Annotated in this window: 11 protein-coding genes; all 11 read right to left on the bottom strand. The window is 58.9% G+C overall.

Annotated elements, in window-relative coordinates; translation table 11 throughout:
• Window positions 1-720: 720 nt before the first annotated feature.
• On the bottom strand, window positions 721-2,550 hold the full coding sequence (locus E9954_RS25285; protein WP_136082045.1) for a fibronectin type III domain-containing protein: 1,830 nt from the start codon (window positions 2,548-2,550) through the stop codon (window positions 721-723).
• A 238-nt stretch (window positions 2,551-2,788) separates the two neighbouring features.
• Window positions 2,789-6,268: a COG1470 family protein gene (locus E9954_RS25280; protein ID WP_136082044.1), complete on the bottom strand. Its 3,480-nt coding sequence runs from the start codon at window positions 6,266-6,268 to the stop codon at window positions 2,789-2,791.
• An 83-nt stretch (window positions 6,269-6,351) separates the two neighbouring features.
• A complete protein-coding gene (locus E9954_RS25275; protein WP_136082043.1) occupies window positions 6,352-7,464 on the bottom strand; it encodes a glycoside hydrolase family protein in 1,113 nt (370 codons plus the stop codon).
• A 34-nt stretch (window positions 7,465-7,498) separates the two neighbouring features.
• Entirely contained in the window at window positions 7,499-8,359 is an 861-nt protein-coding gene (locus E9954_RS25270; protein ID WP_136082042.1) for a DUF6250 domain-containing protein, read from the bottom strand.
• Window positions 8,360-8,473: 114 nt separating this feature from the next.
• Entirely contained in the window at window positions 8,474-9,385 is a 912-nt protein-coding gene (locus tag E9954_RS25265) for a DUF6250 domain-containing protein (RefSeq protein ID WP_136082041.1), read from the bottom strand.
• Window positions 9,375-11,777, bottom strand: a complete 2,403-nt coding sequence (locus E9954_RS25260; protein ID WP_168442595.1) for a heparinase II/III domain-containing protein — start codon at window positions 11,775-11,777, stop codon at window positions 9,375-9,377. Before E9954_RS25260 ends, E9954_RS25265 begins: the two co-directional genes overlap by 11 nt.
• Window positions 11,778-11,787: 10 nt before the next feature.
• Entirely contained in the window at window positions 11,788-15,318 is a 3,531-nt protein-coding gene (locus E9954_RS25255; protein WP_136082039.1) for a COG1470 family protein, read from the bottom strand.
• Window positions 15,319-15,333: 15 nt separating this feature from the next.
• On the bottom strand, window positions 15,334-17,112 hold the full coding sequence (locus E9954_RS25250) for a sodium:solute symporter family transporter (protein ID WP_136082038.1): 1,779 nt from the start codon (window positions 17,110-17,112) through the stop codon (window positions 15,334-15,336).
• 64 nt (window positions 17,113-17,176) lie between these two features.
• Window positions 17,177-19,780: a glycoside hydrolase family 3 C-terminal domain-containing protein gene (locus tag E9954_RS25245; RefSeq protein ID WP_136082037.1), complete on the bottom strand. Its 2,604-nt coding sequence runs from the start codon at window positions 19,778-19,780 to the stop codon at window positions 17,177-17,179.
• A gap of 9 nt (window positions 19,781-19,789) precedes the next feature.
• Window positions 19,790-21,646 carry an SHD1 domain-containing protein gene (locus tag E9954_RS25240; RefSeq protein ID WP_136082036.1) on the bottom strand — a complete coding sequence of 619 codons (1,857 nt, stop codon included), beginning with the start codon at window positions 21,644-21,646 and terminating at the stop codon, window positions 19,790-19,792.
• A gap of 39 nt (window positions 21,647-21,685) precedes the next feature.
• Window positions 21,686-22,498 carry a sugar phosphate isomerase/epimerase family protein gene (locus E9954_RS25235; RefSeq protein ID WP_168442594.1) on the bottom strand — a complete coding sequence of 271 codons (813 nt, stop codon included), beginning with the start codon at window positions 22,496-22,498 and terminating at the stop codon, window positions 21,686-21,688.
• Between the last annotated feature and the right edge of the window lie 2 nt (window positions 22,499-22,500).

The raw sequence follows: 22,500 nt of genomic DNA, 5'->3' as shown, positions 1-22,500 counted from the left end.
AGACGGGCTATAGATGCGGCGGCTAAATTTCGGGATTTATTTGCCACAAGAGAGCGCAAAGATAATACCAAATTAAACTGATTCGTTTTTTTACCACAGAGGGCACTGAGGCACAGAGGAGCGGGATTGCTATATTTCTCTGTGCCTCCGTACTACTATCCGTCAATTTCTTGTTTTCCTGACAAGTTTTCACCACCCGCTGCGCTAGAGGACACTGAGGCTCAGAGGATTAGGGTGCTCTGTGTCTCTGAGTTCTCTGTGGTAAAAAAAAATCTGTGTCTTCGGTGTTCATCAGTGGTTCTAAACAATTTGGTTGCGGCTATGCCGCGCTAGGTCCTCTGTGGTGAGACCATTCAAGCTAAGTTCCTATAACAAGGTATTCTCCGTTCTATGCGCGCAATTGCTTCTCAATTGCGTGGCCAAACCTTCCCTGCTGAGAATTCACAATATTTAATCGTTGGAGCAATAGATGCGGGAATGGAATCACCACGAAATACGCGAACCACACGAAAACATGGGCTCAGCTCGCTATCTGAACATTCACTTGCGTTGTTTTGAATTCATCGGGTTGCAAGCTTCCTGGAATACGCAGGTTGCGATTCGTATATTTCGTGGTTCATTCCCGAGTTAAGGCTAAAACAACAGGGTCGCCCATCGCCGCAACAAAAACGGCGGCAATCCGAAGACCACCGCCGTTCCGGTCATAGGAACCCTATCGCGCTATTCAACGATGATTTCGTAGAAGACCGAGCTCGCTGACGGAATGCTTGAAGTCACCGAGGTTTCTCCCGCTGCCCCGAGAATTCCGTCGGCCGCAATCCCCGGCGTTCCGACCACCAGGTTGAGGTTGGTTCTGATGCTGTAGCTCTTGCCGGCAACCGACTGCCAGGTAATGACATAGTCGCCACCATCGGAAGTGACCGACGTGACTTTGAGCACCGAGCTGGAATCGGTCGGGATGGTTCCGGCAATGTGTTCCTCCCAGGCCAGGTGACCGTCCAGGTCCGTATCCGAAAGGTCGGCGGCCTCGTAGTCGCCGCCAAACAGGGTGTCGACATCATAGAACGAATCCAACCAGCTGTACAGCGTGCCGTTCGTGGTGGACTGGATGTTTTCGGAAGTAATGAAGTCTATTTCAGCCAGGAAATACAGCGGTTTGGCATCGGGATTGGCGGTACGGCCCTTAGCGCGGACATACCGGAAGGACGACGCGTTGGTAATGGTGATCGAGTTGACCGTCGGGTAGGTTGCAACGTTCGTCGGTATCGTGTGCAGGATTTCGACTCCGGTGAGGAAGTCCGGATCATTGGATCCCTCGAACGTGCCATTGGTACCGTTGTTGACCGCATGGGGGTTCCAGTTCCTCAACACATAGTCGATCTGAACCACCTGCTGGGCAGAGCCGAGATCCAGGCCGGCCCAGCTGCCGGCCACCGTGGTGTCTGCAAAGACAGCGGGGTCGCCGTCGAACAGGTTATCCATATCCAATGCACTGCCTTCACCATACGAAGAAGGTGGGCCGATAATGTCATAAGGGAGCCCTTTACCTGTCGCTTCTGCGGAAAGATCGCTGGCCCCGAACTGGTTGGTTGCAGAAACCACATAGTGGTAGAGTTCGTTGGTTTCCACCGTCGCATCCACATAGCTTAGGTCGGTCACGCCCGTGGCGAGCGTCACATAGTTGGATCCACTGTCCGTCGTGCGCTTCACGTCATATGAATCAGCACCGCCGGCTGCTTCCCATTTCACCTCCACCGCCATATTACTGATGACGGTATAGACGTTCTGGGGAATCGCCGGAGGTGTTTCGGCATCGATTTCGACCACATCGAAATCGCGGAAGCACACCTTGGCGTTGGAGCCGAAGAAAATATGCACCACGTTGGTATCCGAAAACTGGCCATCAATGGAAATCTCCGGCGTGGAGAGATCGATATCGCTGTAGCGGCCGCCGTTCCAGTCATCGAGATCGAACTGGATGGTTTTGTTGATATGGTTGTAGGTCATCCAGAGGTCATAACCCGGATCGCCGCGCCAGGCCCCCGTGTCATATAATGTGGTTCCATTATCATTAAAGACGCCCACCTTCGAGTTTCTATTGCCGGTCTGGAACTTGAGGTATACCGTGTCGGCATTCCTCGGTTCATGGTATCTGTTCCCCGCCTCGTTAGGCTGCGGGTTGCCCAGGCCAAAGAAATAGTAGGGCTTTTCGGCATTCGGCGCTTCCATGCCGATATGGGCCGTCCAGGATTTCCCCAGCCAGTTGGAATGGATCGTTCCCAGGTAACTGCGGGCGGTATCCGTATCCTCGGTTACCCAATCAATGATCGCGCCGCCTTCCAGGACGGTATTGGTTGTCCCGCTGTCCGTCACCATATAGCCGTTCGTGTAGGACCAAACCGCATTGCTGTAGGACGAAATATATTCATTGAAGTCCAACGCCACGCTGGCCGCGTCCGTCAGGTCGTTCGTGAAAAACTGCGCCTTTGCCGTCTGGGTTGCGCATGCCATTGCCACCGCGCCAACTACTACTAGATGTCTCTTTTTCATGGATACCACCTTTTTATTTCTCATCTCTCGCTCAGACTCCCCTGCCTAACCCTCGGCAGGGCGCTCACTTGGTCGAAAACCTCTTCCGACCTAGGAATAGTTCTACCAGAGGGATGCAAGTATACCATGCCTTTAAAGGCTACCCTGTTAGCCCGCGAGATCGGTGGTTCCTTTCCGTTGTTTGACCAACGTCAGTTTGAATCTGACCGAATCACACCCCCCAGCAATTCAAAAGGCGCTAATGCGTGTGCTCTTCTCGGACGGATTGGCCGTTGCAGCTTTCACGCACGGAAACCTTTACGGCCTGGGGGTGCGCATCGAATCCGGAAATCGTGATTTCCTGCGTACGGCCGTCCGTGAGTTCAACGACCAGCTCATGGGCACTTTTCGCCGACACCGACTTGATCATCGATTCGGATTCATAGGGTTCGAGGACGGAGAGGAAGTGGGCGTCTTTTCCTTTGCTTCGAACCGCCATGGTTTTGCGGCGCTGGGTTTCGCCGCCCAGCGGGAAATCGCCGCCCAGCGTCGCCTTGAAGGCGACCGCTCCCATGCCGGAAAGGTCGAGGGTGATGCTGCCGGACTCCTTGCTGTTTTCCGGCATGCCCGGAATGGAATCCTGCATCGGCACGCCCTCGATCTTGATCGGCCCGTTGTAGTAGTCCCGCCCCTTGGCCGGCGGCATCAGGATGTTGTCGTACTTCACCGGCAGGGAGGCGAGCAACACTTCGGAACCATCGTTCAGGATCAGCTTGGCATCGCCCCAGAAGATGGTGTTGTTGCGCGGCTTTTCGGTCCGGGTGGTCAGCACCAGCTCGTTCTTGCCGGAAATGTTGACCTCAATGGGTTTGGCCCCCAGCACCCAGGCTCCCGTACTCCCGTCATCCAACGTTTCGCCATCGGCCTTCACCTTATACCAAACGCGCTTATTCACGCCGAAGCTTTCGGAGGCCGTCGCAACCATGATTTCGTTGCTCTGCGGCCAGGCATTGAACACGTCGATCATGAGTACGCCGTCCTCGCTGTTCGGCATGCGGGCGCCTTCGTTGTCGGCCCCTTCGCCCCACAGCGTCTTGAAGGTTGCGCGCGAAGTGCCCTCGGTCTTGTACCAGTCGCAATCGGTAATGAATTGCGCCGCCCCCAGCGGGTCCTTGTTCATCTGGCCGGTGTGGCGCACCTTTTCAACCGTGTCGCCCTTCAAACCTTGGAACCCCTTGATCTGCATCAGCCAGTCGAAGGTGTGTTCTTCGTCGCCTTTCAGATAGTCGGCCAGCACCACATAGTCGTCCATCATGACCATCAGGCGGCGCTGGGTGATGTCTTCGGTGAAGCCGGTGCAACGGCCGTATTCCGGCGCGTCCGCCGGCACGAACAGGGAGCGGTTTTCCTCCTCCGACTTTTCCTTGAAGGTCATGCCTTCCTTGCCGGAGTAGGTCATGCCCCCGTAGGGCGGATGGCTCCAGCGCGAGATGCTTTCGACGGCGGAGGCCTGCATCATGTCGCCTTCGTAATAGAACGTGCGGAAACTCTCCTTCGGCTCCTGCTGCTTCTGGTCGACCACCACCATGTTTTTGGTCATGGAGGTCTGGACGAGGAATTTGTAGAGGTAGGATTGATACCCGTACCAAAACATTTCGGGGTTATAGAAGCTGCGGCCGTAGCGCATCATGCTGATGAGGTTGAGCCGGTCGAAGTGGCCATGGTGCCCGCCATGCGAGCCATAGTGCAGCACGGCCTGGATCTGCTCGCGCTGTTCGCGGCCCGGGGTCTGCGAACGCAGCATCACGGCGCCAATGTTGTCGGCATAGGCCGACTGCGTCATTTTTTCCGACGTCACATCCGGCAGCTCGGGCACCCCGTAGAGCAGGTCGCGCGAGTCACCGCGCTTGATCACCGCCGCATATTCCGGGTCGCCATAGAGGTAGTAGGCCAGCTCATACGGTTTTCCGGTCACTTTGTCTTCCTTGGCATCGTTCACGGCAAAGATCACCCCGCGGTAATCGAGGAAAGGAATTACGGCATCCCACATATCCTTGATGCCGATATGGTTTTGATTGATCGAGCCCCACTTCTCGAACGCCATGCCGTGCAGCCCGGCCACGCGGCGGCTCGCCTGCAGCGAGAAATACGGCGTTGTGCCGATCGGGAACTTGCGATCCTTCAGGTTGATGCCCCACGGCTCCAGCGCAATCGCGATTTCGGAAAATTCGCTGGCCACCCAGGTGTTGTAGCCCACCGCGCACTCATACCACCAGCCATCGCCCATGATGCCGTGATAGATCTGCGCATAGATCCCCGACGGGGATTCCAGCAGCTGCTCGACCAAGTGCCAGTCCTGCAACGCCAGGGCGCAGTAGCATGCCGCCGTCAACTCGGCCACGTTCCAATTGCTGATGGCGCCGCGCGTGTTGCCCTTGATGGTGCGGTGGATAAAAAGCCGAAAGGTTTGCTCGACCAGCCGGTGGTCTTCATCCGTCAACAGGCCGGAATCGCGCACCATGTCGTAGGCGCGCGCCACGCCCTGGAAAAAGACCCCCTCGCCCACAAACGACATATTGCCGCCACGGAGCGTTACCGGATAGCCGTCTTCCTCACGGACGAGGCGACGCAGCAGGTTGGCCACCTTTTCCGCATACTCCTGCTTGCCGGTCAATTGATAGGCGATGCCGCACGTCTTGAGCGGATCAGCGTGGGTTTTATGGAACAGCGGCTGCTGCGGATCGGCCGGATCAAACTTAGCCTCCGGAACCTTCCATCCGGAAGCCGCCTTCTCGCATTCCGTCAATTCCTTCTTGGCCCAGTCATGGTTGGCCACCTTGTCCTTCACTGCCTGCCATTGGTCGGCGGTGAAGACGATGTTGGGGGTTGGAACGCGAACCGCAGTGAAAAACGCGATGGTTCCCGACGCGGCGCCCAGGCCATTCGGGATGGCCTTGATGATCTGTTTCTCGCGGGCCCCAGCCGGAAGCGATGCGGGAATGGCCACCTCGACCGCAACCGTTTTCTCTTCGCCCGGCTCCAACTCCAGCGTGGAGGTTTCGAGCGAAACGACCATCGACTCCCAGCCTGTTTTTTCAACATGCAGCCGGACACCCAGCTTGCTGTCCGAAGTGTTCCCGACGCGCAGTTCATAGTGCACCGAACCGCCCGCCTCCGTTGCGCGTCCCTGAACCGGGGATTGAACGGAAACCAGCTCGCCTTTGACCACCCGCACATTGCGGATTTTCAGCTCGCTGTTTTCCGCCGACGTTGCGGTGAGCTCCAGCTCCTTCACGGCCTGTAGCGCGTTGCCGAGCTGGGCCGCGTTGACGTCGAACAAATCCCACGGAAGATAAACGGTTTTCCACCCCTGCCCCGTAACCAACACCGTGGCGGTCGAGGCCGGGTTCAGCTCCATGTGATCCACCGGATCGGCCTTGAACGTTGCGGTCACCTCGGCGGTGGAAGGCTTATCGAGAAATAGCTCGAAGGAGAGTCCGGCATAGCCGTACCAGTCCGCGGCATCGCCGTAGAAATCGCGCATCAGTCCCGGATAGACCCGGTTCTGGTTTTGGTAGGTATAGGAAACCGGCTTACCGCTCTCCACTCCCGCTTCATTTTTTCCGACAGTGGAAACACCCGTCCAATCCGACAAATCGGAACGCCCAACATCCATTCGCAAATCCGCCATCGTCATCAATGGGAAAACCATCGCTAGAAAAACAGATAAAAATTTCATGAGAACAACTCCTATTTTTTTTAAAGCAGGTTTTAACCCCCGCTTCGCTTAAGGCACCAAAAACTCCAAGCGTTGTATTTCAATTATTCCGGCTTGATCGGCACCACAATGTTCCAGGTGTTTTTACCATTCCCGAAACCGCCCGGGCCGTCCATCACGGCAAAACTCAGGTGGGTCAGCACACCGTCTTCAATCAAGCCCTGCACGCGTTCGAGTTGCCCCATTTCGCCTTCGGTGCCGTCATCCCATTTGATGTGTTTCGTGTAGGCCAGCGGATGTTCGCCGATCTCCCAGTTCAATCCATCCTTGGAGTGGGCCACGATACCGGCATGATGTTTTCCGGCAATCTTCCCCTTCATATCCTTGGCCAGCATGTGATAGCCGCTTTCGTCTTTCCAGAGGTAGGGATCTTCCACCACGCCAAACCGCGTTTCGCTGAAGATCGGCTCATCCATCGCGACGGTATAGGGGCCGGTGAAATGCGGTGCCTTGGCCACGCCCAGCATCATGTCGCTGTGATACGGAAACTGGTCGTTGTGCTTTCGCGACTTGAAGATCAGCAGCACGCTGCCGTCGTTGTTAATGATGGGGGTTGGGTTGGAGGTCAGGAAGCTGTAAAAGGTGCCCGGCTTCGTATCCAGCACCGGCGCATCCATCCGCGTCCACGGGCCGTACGGGCTTTTTGCCGTTGCAACGCCGATGCGTTTATTGGAGCGGCCGACAATGGAATATTTTGAATTCAAAACAACTTCATCCGGATGGTTCACGGCATCATCGAACGGATGGGTTGAACCCGTGTAAAACAGGATATAGGTATCCCCATGACGGAACACCTTCGGGTTGTGCTGTGTGCATCCGTCCCAATACTGCGGATGCCGCTTGCCCAGGGCAACGTCGCTGAACGCATACGGCCCGACCGCGGTGTCCGAGACCGCATGGACAATCTCCGAGGCCACCATCCAACCCGGATGAAACTTGAGCGACTTCGGCCAGCGCGAAACATACATGTGGTATTTCCCGTCATCGCCCTTAACGATGGAGCTGCCCCAGACCCAGTAGCCCTCCTGCTTAAATCCGCCGTCCACCGGCACCACACCCAGGCGGTCGCTCAGGTCCATGTTCCAATCGCTGGCACCCGCAGATACGGAGCAAGCAGTAATCGCGACACCCATCAACATGACTTTTAATACGTTCATCGTGCTTCCTTTGTTCATGCGCCATTTCCAAACATTATTTCGGATCCAACCGGTAGATTTTCAGGTTCCTGTACTGGTGATGCGTCCGCACCAGGCGGAAGCCGAAATAGCCTTCCACATAGGCCGGGAATTCCTTCAGCGAATACGGCTTGGTCACCTTGCCCTTGTCGGGGGTTTCAATATCGATGGAGTCGCCCTCCTTGATCTCGTAAACCACCTTGCCGTCCACGATGTACTGCACCAGCCCGTTGCAGGCAACCAGCTGAACGGTGTGCCATGCGCCGGGCGTAATCAGATAGCCTTCCTGATCGTCGCGATCATTGAGCGCAATGTGCGGATAGGGCTTGCCGTCCACTTCGCGCGGATAGCGGCGGAAGCGCGTGGTATGATTCCCCTCGTGTGCCCCGCCCCCGGTGCTGGCATAGTAGCCCTGCATCTTGGAATAGCTGCCGAACCCGCCGTGGTAGAGCTCGGCATCGAAGATTTTTTCGGCGTCGCCGGGGTGCGAGCAGTGCCAGAAATTGTTGATATCGCGCGCCTGGATGGCGTCGCCATCGATCCACTCCAACGGACACTTCACCTGGTACACGATCGCAATCGGCCCTTGGAACTTTTTCGTCAGCCACGCGGTGCAACCGCGCGCCGGCATGCACAGGTCCAGCATATGGTCGCCGAACCGGATCCACTCCTTGCCAGGCTCGCCCTTCTGCTCAACCTGCACCACCCAGCCTTCCGAAGAACTGAAATCCGTCTCGTAGAGCTTTTCCCCAACCGTGAAGGCCGCCTTGCCATGGCCCGCCACAACCACTGCGGGAGCCTCCTCCACCTTCGTGCTTCGGCACCCGGCCAACGCCCCCGCCAGAATCCCCAGCAACATGAACTTAACCAACTTCATCCCGTACTCCCTTCTCCGATGTAATTCAGACAGGATAACAGGATTTTCAGGATCTGTTTAAATAGAATCCTGTTCATCCTGTTATCCCGTCAAAAACTCGCCTGCCCAGATTTCTTATTCAGGTACCAGCTCGTAAATCTTCAAATTCTTATATTGATGGTGCGAACCCACCATCCGGAAGCCGAAATAACCCTCGTCGTAGGCCGGAAATTTATCCAGCGTGTAGGTTTCCTCGTGCTTCTGCCGCCGGTTATCCTTGTCGCGCGTTTCAACGGTAATGGCATCGCCTTCCTTGAATTCATACACCACAAGACCATCCTTGATGTACTGAAGCAACCCATCGCAATAGACCAACTGGATCGTGTGCCACGTGCCGGGTTCGATCAGGAACTCCTTCTTTCCGTCGTTCGCGTTCACCGCGATGTGCGGGATGTCCTTGCCGTCCTTCCAGCGCGGATAGCGCCGGAAGCGCGTGGTCCGGTTGCGGCCACCGCCGGTGCAGGCATAGTAGCCGCGCATCTCGTGATAGCCCAGGAAACCACCGTGGTAGTGCGTTTGGGTGGTAGTGAGAACGGCATCGAAGTTCCGGGGATCGGAGCAGTGCCAGAAATTATTGATGTCCGTTGCAAGGATTCCGTCATCCTTCTCCGTCTCCAGAGGACAGCGCACGTTGTAGACGATCGTGATCGGCCCCTTGAACGGTTTGTTCAACCACGCCGTGCAACCCCGGTCCGGCATGTACAAATCCAACATGCCTGCTTCGAACGTTACGCGCTCCTTCGTCGGGGAATCCACGTCCGCAACCTGGACCACCCAGTTTTCCGGGTCGGCAAACTCCGTCGCATACAATTCATTCCCGACCGTGAACGCCTCTTTACCATAGCCCAGCACCAAGGGTTCCGATGCTTCGCAAACACCCATGGCGACGAGCCCCCCGGCGAGGCAGGCGAAACGCCTGCTCCACGCAATGCAAAACATGCTAAAGCCAGTGACCCCGCCGCTCCGAACCGGTTTCCTATTTCCCATGTTCAACCTCCAGCCCCAGCTTGGCTCCATCGAGCGACAGCACGGCCGACCACCCCTCGCCGCCCACCCGCCAGCGGTCCGCACCGACCTGCTTCACCGAACGGATCTTCGTGCCATCCGCCTGCAATGAGGGTTCATAAACCGCGACGAACGGACGCTCCCACGCTTCGCCCATCTGGCGCACCACCAGGGTCGGCTGAAGTCGATCCCAATATTGTTCGTCAACGTAGTGGCGGGCGCCGCGGTTGGCCGGAGCCATCACCGAATAAACACGGCGGCCCTCCTCCGCGAGCATCCAGACATCCATCGCAACCTCGTTCCCCTCGATATGCAGCGGGAACGTCGCCTTGACCGGTGAATCGGTTTCGGTCGATTTCTCTTCCGTGAAATAATCGTAGCCCTTCATATTCCCGCGCTTGGAAGTGAGCTGCTTGCTCGGCTTCAGCGACAACGCCTTCACGTCCATCGCGTCGGCCATGCCGTGGTAGAACCAGTCGTGGTACTGGTCGGGATCCGCTTTATCCGTTTTTGAACGGAAGACATCAAAATAGAATGCGGTGGTGTCGTCGATCCGAACGAGAGCCAGTGTGCGCTGCTGGCTGGCAGCGGGCTTCGTGTGCCTGAAACTCGCGGTGAGATAGGTCAGGTGCTCGTTTTCCGCGGGCTGGTCAAAGGCCGGTTCGACCGCCTCGACCTGCATCGCGATCGTATCCCTTCCATGGCGCGCGTAACTCGACGTCCCGTTAACGATCACCGTGTTATGCGCCGGCGCCTTTGAATAATAGTCGCCATGGTCGGGTTGCCAATAGCTGCTACCGCGCCCGGAGTCGAAGCCCAGCACATAGCCCGCGCCATAAAGCTCGACCGCAAGCCCGTTGGCGTGCATGTGGCCGCCCTTGGTGCCAAACATGGCGGCCCCCAGCGCATAGCGGGCATCGCCGTTTCCTGAACGGTTTTCCAGCATCACCAGGTTGACCGGCTCGGCAAAATAGGTCGGCGTCTTTTTCAGCACCTCGGGATGGGCCTTCGGCAGCTCGGCCGCATAACGGGTCAAGGCCAGCAGGCTCTCCTGGGAATTGCGATCATACTTCCCGGACGCCACCTCGCCCTGCAGCAAGGCGGAAAACGCCTCGATCGCTTCCTGGTCTCCCTGGCTCAACGCCCAGCTCAGCATCAGCTCGCCGGCACGGGCATCGACGCGCGCATAGCTGGTGTCGCCCATCGCATGGGAATAGCCCGGCGGATAGGTCTGCTTGCGCTGATCGAGCACCGCCTTCTTGAGCAACGGATTTTCGAGCGCCTTGCGCCCGTCGGGATCGGTCGACAGCAACGAAACAATCTCGATGATGTTGGCGGTGGTGTCGAACGCATAGCCCGGGGCCTCCGGCCAAATAGCCGTTTCCTGGTCGTAGCCCTCGCGAATCACATGGGTAACGCCCCATTGGTTCGGCAGGTCGGCGTTCAGTGCAATATCGATGTAGTATTGCCGCCCTTTCAGATCGGCATAGGCTTCATTCGAGCCCAGCACCATTCCGCCGTAGGCAATCTTCTTGGCCTGGTGCAGGTTCCAGTTGCCCGTGCGCCCGCCCCCCTCGATGATGCGATCCACAAAACGCTTGATGCCCATCTCGACCACGGTTCCATCCATGGAATCATCAGACCGGATGTAGTCGTACAGATAATCGTAGGCCACGGCGATGCTGTGCAGGATCCCGTCGTGGATCACCTCATAGGAAGCGGTTCCTATGATCCTGTGGGGCCCGCCATTTTCATCCAGGATGACCGGCTTCTTCGTGTGCGCCAAACCGTTCATGTAGGTCCATAGAATCGGCGCGGCAAAGTCGGCATACGCCTTGTTGCCCGTCACCCAATAGAGGAACGCGGCGTCGGCGGCCAGCGCCATGATCTCGTTGTTGATCCGCTCAATGGCGTGGCCGGTGATGGAGGGGTCTACCCACTCCTCCTGGCCGGTCGTTTCGTTGACCAGGCAAATCTTGCCATCCTTGTCGTTGAACGGCTTGAGGTTTTCAATCGGCGTCTGGCGGACATAGTCGGTCTTCCAATCGCGCGCGCCGGCAAAGCGTGGCGTCGGCACTTCGGCACGGCCTTCGCCTTTGATGGTGCGCGAACCTTCCGTAATCGGCGTAACATAGTGCGTATCCCAGTTCATCGCCAAACGCGAAACCGCCCACTGCGGATCGGCGGCCGTTTGGGCCACATAGCCGTCAATGCGCTCCTGCAACTTGGCAAACGCCGACTTCGCCCAATCAACCGTCGCCACTTTCCGGCGGATGGCCTCGTGCTGCTCCGCCGTGGTCAACAGTTGTGGATGCCCAGCGCCCGCCGCCAAGGCCAACATCAAAATTCCCGATGCGATTACACTACGATTCATAACGATGCCCTTAATTATTGTGCTGCTCCTCGCGAACCCATTTTCCATTGTTGAATTCCTGGATGGACACGTTGAGGTCTTCGCCTTGCTCCATCCCCTGAACGCGCACAACATGCGTGCGGCCATCCTTGAGTTCAATGGTCACCTCGTTCGCCGAAGCGGCGATCACGCTTTTGATTTTGCTGGCGGCTTCGAACGGTTCGACAACCGTCAGGAAGCGCGCCTTTTTTCCGGTGGTGCGGAAGCTGAGCGATTTGCGGCGCTCGGCTTCGTTGCCCAGCGGATAGTCCCCGCCGACATAGGCCTTGAAACGCGCGGCGTTGAGATTCGTCAGATCAACCGTGATGGTGCCGTCGACATTTTCCTTCACTGGGTTGGCCGGAACCGTTCCAACCATTGGAAGTCCGGACAGTTTCACCGGACCGCCATAATAATCTTTTCCAACCTCTGGAACTGCGGCGATCTGATCCGTCACCAACTCAACTCCACTGAGAGGTATTTCTTTTCCGTCCTGCGTCACGATCACCGGATTGCCCCAGAAGAGGGTTTTCTTTTTCGCAGACGCATCCGTTTTGGTGACCAGCTTCAGCGTCTTCAACCCTTCAAGCGAAACGTCGATCGCATCGCGCCCGAGAATCCATGCCCCGAATTTTCCTTCGGCGAGCACCTGGCCATCGCCCTGGACGGTGTACCAGAATTTGCGGTTCACGCCATGGGCCTCGGGCAGTGTGCCCAGCATCACCTCGCGCTGTTTCGGCCACGTATTGTAGACATCCATTTTCAGCACGCCGTCAAGCCCGGTAATGCGGGTTCCGGCGTTGTCGGCGTCCGGGCCGAACTTGGTTTCGAAGCTGACCTTGGTGGTGCCTTCGGTGTCGTACCAATTGCAATCGGTGATCAACTGCGCGGCCAGAATCGGGTCTGGGTTCATGCTTTCCGTGTGGCGCGGTTCGGAAACCTGGTCGGCATCGATCCCGAGCAGGCCCTTGATGTTGAACAGGCAGTCGAAGGTGTGCTCCTCCGGTGCATCGAGATAGTCGGCCAGCACAATGTAGTCGTCCGCAACCGCCAGCAGGCGTCGCTGCGTGACGCGATCCGACCACTCGCCGATGGAACCGTAGACCGGCTCGTTTTCCGGTTGCGGCAGGTAGCGCCCTTCATCCCAGCACTTTTCCTGCAGTGTAGGCGCCAGCGCCGGATATTTAAGCCCGCCATACGGGGGATTCGACCAGCGGGCCTTGGTTTCAACGGCCGTGGCCTGCAGCAGCTCGCCTTCGCTGAAGAGCAGCCGGCGGCTTTCGACCGCTTCCTGCTGTTTCATGTCGACCACCACCATGTTGTGCGGCAGCGAGGTCTGCACGAAGAAGGCATACATGAAATTCGGATAGCTGTACCAGATGTGCTCCGGATTGTAGAAGCTGCGGCCGTAGCGCATCAGCGAGTTCAGGCCGGCGCGGTCGAAGTGGCCGTGGTAGCCGCCGTGCGTTCCATATTTCAGAACGCCCTGGATCCGTTCGCGCGGTTCTTCCTGCTTCGAGCGCAGCATCACCTGCCCGGCGTTATCGGCATAGGCTGATCCCTCGCCCAGCTCGGGCGTATCGTCCGGCAGCTCGGCCACCCCGTAGAGCAGATCGCGCTTGCCGATGTGCTTGATGATCGAGGCATAGATCGGATCGCGGTAAACGAAGTAGGCAATCTCGTAGGCATCGCTCGTGAACTTGTTCTCGGTCGAATCGTTGTTCGCAAACATCATGCCCTGGTAGTCGATGAATTTCGGCAGGGCATCCCACATGTCCTTGATTTTGATGTAGGGTTTATAGACCGGCCCCCACTTCTGGAAGGGTTTGCCGTAGATCTTCTTTTTGCGCTCTTCCACATCCTGGGAAAAAATATTGTATTCCACGGAATAGGAAGCGGGGATCGCGGCATCGACATAGTCGATACCCCACGGTTGCAGTGCGAGGGCCAGCTGCGTGAACTCGCTCGAGACCCACGCATTGTAGCCGATCGAGCACTCGTACCACCAACCATCGGCCATCACGCCATGGGTGGCCTGCTCGTGGAATCCGCCCGGCCCTTCGATGAAGCGGTTGGCCAATGCCATATCCTGAATGGCCAACGCCCCGTAGATTGCGCCGAAGGCCTCGGCCACCTGCCAGTTGCCGGAAACGGCCTGGCTGATGTGCTGGTCGATAATCTTCGAATAGAGGCGGATCATGGCCGCCATGTTCTTATGATCCTCATCCGACAGCGCGCCCGAATCATGAATCAGGTCATAGCCCCAGGCGACATGCTGCATGAAGCCGCCTTCCTTGACCAGGTTGCCGGCCGCGCCCGCCTGGGTGCGCGCATAGCCGTCGACCGGGTCGCTCAACTGGCGGAGATAGAGCGCGGCCTTCTCGGCATACTTCATCTCGCCGGTCAGCTGATACGCCACCGCGCAACCGAACATCTTTTCATGCTCCTTGAGCTCGTAGACATATTCACAGTTGGTATGCCGTGAAAGTTTCCCGAAGTTGACTTCCGGTACATTCCACTGGTCGGCATCCGATACATATTTCGCGGCGGCTTTTTTGGCCCACTCGACGGTTTCCGCTTTTTTACGGATGTCGTCCCATCGCTCTTTGGTGTGCAGCAGGTAGGGATGTTCGAGGTAGGCCAACGTGATGTATTCGATCGTTCCGGCATCCCGGCCATTGGCCATGGCCTGGATGGTCTGCACTTCGCGCCCGCCCGGGGCGACGCGCTCGGAGACCGTCACACGGACTTCGACGCTCCTGCTTTCGCCGGGTTCCAGCGTGAGCTCGGTCGGCGTGATTCGGGTATCCATCACTTCCCGGCCCTGAACGCGGCGGGCCAGATTGACGACCTGCGGTTTATCGGTGCAGTTGGAAACCTTCAGCGCATAAACCGCATCCTTCCCGCCCTGGGCCGATGCGGAACGGACTTCGCTTTCCAACGCCAGGAGGTCGCCCTTGATCAGCCGCGGATGGCGCAGCTTGATCGTCCCCTTTGATCCATCGGAAAACTCGGCCTTGACCGCGAAGGTTTTGATGGTTTCGAGCATGACGGGCATCGACTGTTCCAGATTGAACGATTTGAGCGGAACGGTCACCGTGTGCCAGCCCTTGCCCACCAGGCCGAAGGCGGCGGAATAGGTATCCACCACGTCCTCGCTTCCGCCATAAACCTTGCGCGCGGCGGTGTGGACCATGGCCTCGCCCTTCAGCGGGGCATCGCCCGGCAGATAGACCTCGAAGCGGACGCCGTAAAAGTTTTTCCAGTAGCCGGATCCGTCGTGCCGAAGTGCGAGGCCCACCCGGAACCAGCCCTTTTCCCCATCGGGATAGGTGAAGGAAGCCTCGCCCGGCAACTCCAGCTTTCCCCCTTTCGAAAGACCGTCCCAGGCTCGCAGGTTCGACAGTTGTTCCGCCGCGTCCTTTTCCCAGCCGAGCTGGTTGGCAAACAGGTCTTTTGCATCGTGTGCGCAACAGCACAACGCTCCCGCCAAGAGGCCGGCGGCAATGAAGATTGGTTTCATGAAGGGCCTCCTTGGTTAGGCTTTGTTGCGGGCGCGCTTTATACCGATTAGACGGAGGACGACGCCGACTACCACCACCGCGCCGCCACAGATCAAGATCAGCATGCGCGCCTTCAGGTCGTTCGGCACCAGCAGCAACAGCAGCACCATGCCGCCGTAGGCCAGACATAGGTTGGCAAGAACGGCGTACTGGCGGCTGTCGCTTTCATAGTCCGGCTCGTGTTCGGTGGAGCGGTCGATGGGTGTGTTCATCACCTCAAAGAACTTATCCACCTGCTCGCGGTATTCCGGGCTGGAATATTTATGGAAGATACCCGTAAAGAAAAACCAGATCGTGCAAGCCAGGAAGATCGTGCCGGTGGTCAGTCCTAGCTTGAGGTCGCCGAACTCAATATCGCTGAGCGGAGCGGACGCATCCCAACCATAGCGCAACGCGTCCGACCAGCCCCAGTACTTGAACCCAAGGTAGATGGCGAGTGAAACAATGAAACCGAACACCATCGTGCTCCAACCGGCCCACGCGGGCACCTTTTTCACGAACATGCCGTAGAGCATGGGCAGCGCCGCCGGCAGGCCGATGGATGCCGAGGCGATGAGAATCAGCTCGAACAGTTTGATCTTGTCATTCTGGGAAAGCACCATCGCGATGCCCATCCAAATCAAACCGTAAATAAAAATAAAGATCCGGCCCACCAGGATCTGGCGTCCCTCGCTCGCGTTTTTATCGACCACGCGGATCCAGAAATTCCGCACGAAACCAGCTGAAAAGACGTTCAGCAGACTGTTCATCGACGTGAGGCTGGCGGCGAAGATGCCGCAGACCAAGAGCCCCAGCAATCCCGTAGGCAGCAACTCCTTCGCGATCGCCACGTAGGCGGCCTCGTTTGGATTGTTGAGATTGGGGAACATGGAGGCCAGATCCGGGAAGATCACCGAGGAGGCGAAGGCGGGAATAAGCCAGATGATGGGCAGGAGGATAAATCCAACCACGGAAACCCAGGCGGACTTGCGCGCTTCGCCGCCGTCTTTCACGAACAGATAGCGTGCGCCGCCGCTTTGCATGCTGTTGGCGAAAACGATCTGGTTCACCACCAGCGTGATGGCGTAGATCCACGTAATGCTGGGCCGCTCGAACTCCGTCCATTCAAAATGGCCCTTCGGCACGTTGGCGATCAAGCCGCCAATGCCGCCGATGGCTTCGTGGTTCAGCGCCAGCACCGCCATGATGACCGTGATCGTCAGTACCACCAGCATTTGGACGAAGTCGCCCGCGGTCGCCGCCCAGGAACCGCCGAGCAGCGTCATGGCGATCATCACCGCGCCAAGGATCAGAATGATCTGATACATCTTCGCCCCGAACACGCCCGACATGAAGACGGAGATCGTATAGAGCATGATGCCGCCAAACAGGATGTTGAAAATGAGCGGCAGCCAGTTGAAGATTTGCTCGCTGGAATTGCCGAACCGGTCGCGGATGGCCTCCACCGCCGTGATGACGCGCAACTGGCGGAAACGGTGCGCCGTGAACGCCAGGCAGACCAGCGTGGCCACCGTGTTGCAACTAAACAGGATCAGCAGGAAGGTGCCGGTTTCATAGGCTTTCGCCGCACCGCCGGTGAACGACCACGCGGAGAACGAGTTCATGAAGGCAGAGCTGCCGACCACCCACCAGAGCATGCCGCCGCCGCCGCGAAAGAAGTCCGATGCCGTTTTGCTGAAGCTCTTATAGATCGGCCCCAGCGAAAGCATGAACACCAGATAAACGCCAATTACAATGTAGTCGAAATTACTCATATCGTTCCTATCCTCTCTTCAACACCCAGCCACCGGGAACGGAGGCCTGCGTGTCTTCTTGTTTTTAAAATTCGCCGCGCCCTTGAACCTGGAGTTCGAGCGTCTGCCGGATATCTGCGGAAGAGGCGCCAACCCGGACTTCGAACCCGCCCGGTTCAACCACATATCCCCCACCCTCGCCATCCCAATGGCGCAATGCATCGACCGGAAACTCCAACTCCACCATCGCGCGCTCCCCGCCGCCAACGGCCAACCGCTGGAACGCCGCGAGGCTGTGGATCGGCTGCGAGACGGAAGAGGCGAGATGCCGGACATAGAGCTGCACAACCTCTTCCCCATCGACCGCCCCGGCATTGGCTAGCTCGAAGGAGACGCGGAAGATGCCCGCGTCTTCGGACGCGGTTAATGCTCCATATTCAAATCGGGTGTAGCCCAGGCCGTGGCCAAATGCATAGAGCGGCTCCCCTTCAAAGAACCGGTAGGTGCGGTTGGCCATGCCGTAGTCGTAGTAGTGCGGTAGGTCTTTGGTCGAGCGGTAGAAGGTGAGCGGAAGCTTGCCGGAAGGGTTGCAGGCGCCGAACAGCACATCGGCCACCGCGGTGCCGCCCGCCTGGCCGGGATACCACGCCTGCAGGATCGCCGGCAGGTTTTCGGCCTCCCACGGAAAGGCCACGGCCCCGCCGCTGCTGTTGATGAAAACCACCGGCGTTCCGGTGGCGTGGAGCTTCTTGAGCAACGCGGTCTGCACCGGCGGCAATTCGATGAAGGTGCGGTCGCCGCCGTTGAAGCCCTCCATGTTAACCGGCATCTCCTCGCCTTCGAGCTCGCCGCTGATGCCGCCGAAATAGAGCACCACATCGGATGCGGCGGCCAGCCGGAGCGCGTCCGCGAACCAGGAGGGATCGATTTCGGGATCATCCTTCGGCAAAGCCAGCGGACAGCCCACGTCGTAGATGATTTCGACCGCGTCTCCGAGGGCGGCGCGAACCCCATCCAAAAAGGTGACGGGGGCGGAGGGATCGCCGTGGTAGTTGCCCAGCAGCGCCGGAACCGAATCGGCGTTCGCTCCGATGACCGCCACCTTTTTCAGCGCGGATTTTCCGAGCGGCAGGATGCCGTCGTTTTTCAGCAGCACCAGCGATTTCCGCGTTGCCTCAAGCGCAAGCGCCTGGTGCTCCGGCGAGTCGTTTTGTTCCAGCGTAATCTTCGACCAGGGGTTCATCGCCGGTGGATCGAACATGCCCAAACGGAAGCGGGTACGCAGCAGGCGGTGCAGTGCGCGGTCGATCTCTTCGTCCGAAACGAGCCCTTCCTTGCGGGCGGTGAGTAGGCTGCCGAAGGTGACGCCGCAATCGAGATCGCACCCGGCCTTGACGGCGAGGGCAACGGCCTCCTCCGCCGTTCCCACATGGCGATGGTGGGCATAGACGCTGCGGATCGCGCCGCAGTCGGCCACGACATGCCCGTCGAACCCCCACTGCCCGCGCAGCAGCTCGGTCAGCAGGAAATGGCTGGTGTTGCAGGGTTCGTCGTAGAGGCTGTTGTAGGCGCCCATCACGGCTTCCACACCGCCCTCGCGCACGGCCGCCTCGAACTGGGGCAGATAGGTTTCGTAGAGGTCGCGCGCGGTTGGCGAAACATCGAAGGAGCGCCGTCCCGGTTCGGGGCCGCTGTGGGCGGCATAGTGCTTCGCGCACGCGGCCACTTTCAGATAGGTTCCGTCGTCGCCCTGCAGGCCCCGGATGAATTCCACGCCGAGGCGGGCGGTCAGGAACGGGTCTTCGCCATAGCTTTCCTGGCCGCGCCCCCAGCGCGGGTCGCGAAAGAGATTGAGGGTGGGCGACCACATGGTCAGCCCCTGGTTGCGGTGGTAGACCGGCACCTTTCCGAGCGCGTTGAACTTGGCGCGCGCCTCGGTGGAGATGGCATCGGCAATGCGGCGCATCATCGGCGCATCCCAGATGGCGGCCATGCCGGTGGCCTGCGGGAAGACGGTCGCATAGCCGTTGCGGGCCACGCCATGGAGGCATTCGTTCCAATAGTCGTAGCCCGGCACGTCCAGCCGCTCGATCTGGCCGGCGGCATTGACCAGCTGGTCGATCTTTTCCTTGGGCGACATGCGGCGGATCAGGTCGTCCACCCGTTTTTCCAAGGGGTGGGAGGGATCGTTGTAAACCGGCGGTTCATCCACGTGCGGGACGATGCGCGCATCCGGATCGACCGCATCGGCAAGATCCCTGGCGAGCACATGCGCCACCACGTCGCCGGCCTCATCCTTCACCGTGATGGCATTGAACTTGGCCTCCTGCACCCGGCCTTCGAACTGGACGGCGAGCGGCCCGCGCTGGGCATCGCCGAGGTGCTCCACGGTTCCGGAAACGCGGTAGGGCTGCTTGAAACCGCCGGCCGCCACCACCAAATCCAGATCCTGGGCCAAGACGGCGTTGCCGCACTGGATGTCCATCACGCGCTGCCCCACCCCGTCGAGCACCGCCTCGACGAGATCGATCTCCACCAAATAGGCCCCCGGCTCCAATCCCGGAGCCGATGCAATGAACGAGGTGCCCGAGATTTCCTCCACATAAACCTCGGGCTTTCTGGCATCGAAGGCGCCGAGGGTCTTGGAATGCCTAATGTCGCCACTAAGCGAAAATTGAGCTTTGATCACGATGTTTCCTTAATATCTCGTGGGTTTGGGACCGGTGGGGTAGACCCGCTCGCAGCTCTTGTCGAGGAACTGGCCTACTTGTCGCTCCTGCAGGGTTTCGAGGTTGTCGTACAGCCAGTTCGCCGTCGAATTGTAGGCGACGATTTCGCCGCGGACGTCGGTGACCAGCACCAGGCTTTCGGCCACGCGCATGCCGCGGCGGTGGTCCATCAGGTCGTAGTCCATCAGCTGGACGGCCCGCTTCCCTTCCATCCGGAAGGCGCGCTTGTTCTCGGCCGTCGGGGTGAAGTGCGCAACCTGGTGGTCGAGCAGCTTGTATTTGTCGGCGTCGAGATACTGCTGGCCGAACGCATAGTATTCCACCTTCAGCTCGTGGTCGTAGGCCATGGAGTTTTCCTGCTTCAGCTTGGCCCCGAAGGTCCATTCGAGGACGCGCGGCGGGGTTTCGTTGAGGTAGGGCGTGGTTTCGATGAACACCTGCTTGCTCGAGCGAAGGAAATCGACCGAGAACTTCGGCGGATTCGAGATCTGGATATAGTCGATGTCTTCGGCCGAAACCTCCGCCACGGGCACCTTGACCTGCTTGCCCTTGGCCGAACGCAGCACGACATCGTTGCCGATCTTGGTGATGTATTCGGCTTCGACGGTCTTGCCGTTGTTAAGCGTCCACAACCGCATCTTGGAAGGCTCCTCCTCCGCCCCGGGCTCCGGGGCTTCGGCCTCCTGCTCGGCCACCACCGCGGTGTTGGTGTTTTCGGGCACCAGGTAGTCCCGGAAGATGGGGCCTTTGAAAACGTCGGCCTCGCCCGGAACGAGATGCTCGAGGATGGCATCGGCCAGGTCGTGCGTGGTTTCCGCCGTCTTGAACATCGGGAAGATGCCGCGGCTCTGGCGGTTGTTTTCGTATTCCGCGTCTTCGACCTCCACCGTCAGCATCGAGCAGAAGGTGCCGCCCGGCACCTCGCCGACGATCACCTCCATGTCCACCGGCTCGCCGGCCTTGAGCTCGATCCAGTCGCCGCCCCAGGCCAGGTTGTTGCCCATGTAGAACTGGCGGTTCTTGGTGGCGTTGCTCACCCACTTCCCGCCGATCAGGTAGGTGCCCCGGTTGTTATCCTCCCAGCAGGCGTTGAGCACGATCTCCCCGTTCACCCGCACCGCCAGGATATCGTCGCCCATCCCCCAGAAACGGAACTTGATATCCTCCGGATAAACCAGCTTCCCCTTGTAGTGGACCATCCACGCATAGCCGATGGTGTCGGCTTCGTTGAACGCGGTCGGCGCAACCGACGAGCGGATCGGCGGCATCATGAAACTCGTCGCATACCGCTTGTTCGGCGAGCGGTAGTAGCGGCTGATCGACGAGGGCTTCCAGCCGCTGGAATTAAACTTGATCATCGCGTCCACGAACTGGACATCCGACATCGGGATCGGGCGGCCGGCGCGGTCGCGCTTGAAATCGTAGAAGGTGCCGACAAAGTCGTTGCCGATGGTCTGCCCGCCGCCGAAGACCGTCATCTGCTGCAAATCCGGCAGCAGCTCGAACCCGCCGATGTCCCCGACCAGGCCATCCGCCATCCCGCTCATTTCCGGCAGCTGGATGTCCGGCATGCTGGCGCGCTTGACCTTCGTCACGATGCGGGTGGTGGGTTTCGGCTTGGCCGTCTTCTTCACCTTCACCTTCGGCTTCTTGAGCTTCATCTTCGGGCGGTCGACCGGCTTCGGCGGAACAAACTTCGTCTCCTCCTTCTGGTGCACCGTGAACACCACCAGCATGCCGGCCAGCAGGAACGCCGCCGCATGCACCAGCAAACTCACCACAAACCCGCTCGGAGCCCCCTTGTTTATTTTTCTACTGTTTTTCATGGCGGAATGTTCGACCTTCCGTCGAAGGTCTTGGCGGAATCAAACGACTACCGTCTCGAGCTTTTCCTTCGGCAACCAGGCCTTGAGGGCCGCGGCATCCCGAAGGAATTGTTCGGGGTCGTCGCCGCGAACAAACTCAATCAAGGCGTAGTGCTCGCAGGAAGGATCGAGCGGCACCTGGAAATAGGTTTCCCAATCCGCCGCCCCCTCTTCCAGCGGCCGGCGGTTGGTGGAGTCGCCCCACGAGCCGGCGCCCGGGCTGAACAACCAGTGGAACACGTGCAGGTTCAGCACCCGGTCCGACAACTCCTGCAACCCCGCCAGCCGGTACGCGGGATCCGTCAGCCAATAGATCGGCTGCCAATAGGTGAAAAGGTGGGAATGGTTGAGTTCGTTCAAGACGTCCAGCGTGGCGGCATTGCTATCGGAAAGCGTATTGGCGTGGAATTCGAGCGCGAGCTTGATCCCCTGCGCCTTGGCGGCATCGAGCGCATGGCGCATGCCGTCAACGACCGCCTCGCGCTCGCTGGCGCTTACGGCATCCGAAGGCTTGTGGCCGGCCCAAATGCGGATCGTGTCGGTCCCGAGCGCCATGGCGCTTTCGAGCACCGGCTCGAAGGGATCGGGCTTGCCCGCGGCATCGACCACCTTCCAATACGAACCGTAGGAGGAAACCTCCAACCCGGCATCGAGCGTCATCTTGCGGACATCGGAAGCCACCTCGAGGGCGCCGGGCGGCACATGGACATCGCCCCCCCACTCGATCGCGTCGAGCCCGGATTGCCTAACCAAAGAGACCAGTTTCGCGGGATCCAACTGGCGCAGCGTTATTGAACAGAGTCCTGTTTTCATCG

Origin of the sequence: Pontiella desulfatans (genome assembly GCF_900890425.1) — a bacterium.
Lineage (GTDB): Bacteria > Verrucomicrobiota > Kiritimatiellia > Kiritimatiellales > Pontiellaceae > Pontiella > Pontiella desulfatans.
This window is presented reverse-complemented; position numbering and strand designations above follow the sequence as displayed.

What these genes read in the sequence shown, in the direction of transcription:
- E9954_RS25285 (WP_136082045.1), bottom strand. Translation starts at nt 2,550, where the DNA reads ATGAAAAAGAGACATCTAGTAGTAGTTGGCGCGGTGGCAATGGCATGC.
- E9954_RS25280 (WP_136082044.1), bottom strand. Translation starts at nt 6,268, where the DNA reads ATGAAATTTTTATCTGTTTTTCTAGCGATGGTTTTCCCATTGATGACG.
- E9954_RS25275 (WP_136082043.1), bottom strand. Translation starts at nt 7,464, where the DNA reads ATGAACGTATTAAAAGTCATGTTGATGGGTGTCGCGATTACTGCTTGC.
- E9954_RS25270 (WP_136082042.1), bottom strand. Translation starts at nt 8,359, where the DNA reads ATGAAGTTGGTTAAGTTCATGTTGCTGGGGATTCTGGCGGGGGCGTTG.
- E9954_RS25265 (WP_136082041.1), bottom strand. Translation starts at nt 9,385, where the DNA reads ATGGGAAATAGGAAACCGGTTCGGAGCGGCGGGGTCACTGGCTTTAGC.
- E9954_RS25260 (WP_168442595.1), bottom strand. Translation starts at nt 11,777, where the DNA reads ATGAATCGTAGTGTAATCGCATCGGGAATTTTGATGTTGGCCTTGGCG.
- E9954_RS25255 (WP_136082039.1), bottom strand. Translation starts at nt 15,318, where the DNA reads ATGAAACCAATCTTCATTGCCGCCGGCCTCTTGGCGGGAGCGTTGTGC.
- E9954_RS25250 (WP_136082038.1), bottom strand. Translation starts at nt 17,112, where the DNA reads ATGAGTAATTTCGACTACATTGTAATTGGCGTTTATCTGGTGTTCATG.
- E9954_RS25240 (WP_136082036.1), bottom strand. Translation starts at nt 21,646, where the DNA reads ATGAAAAACAGTAGAAAAATAAACAAGGGGGCTCCGAGCGGGTTTGTG.
- E9954_RS25235 (WP_168442594.1), bottom strand. Translation starts at nt 22,498, where the DNA reads ATGAAAACAGGACTCTGTTCAATAACGCTGCGCCAGTTGGATCCCGCG.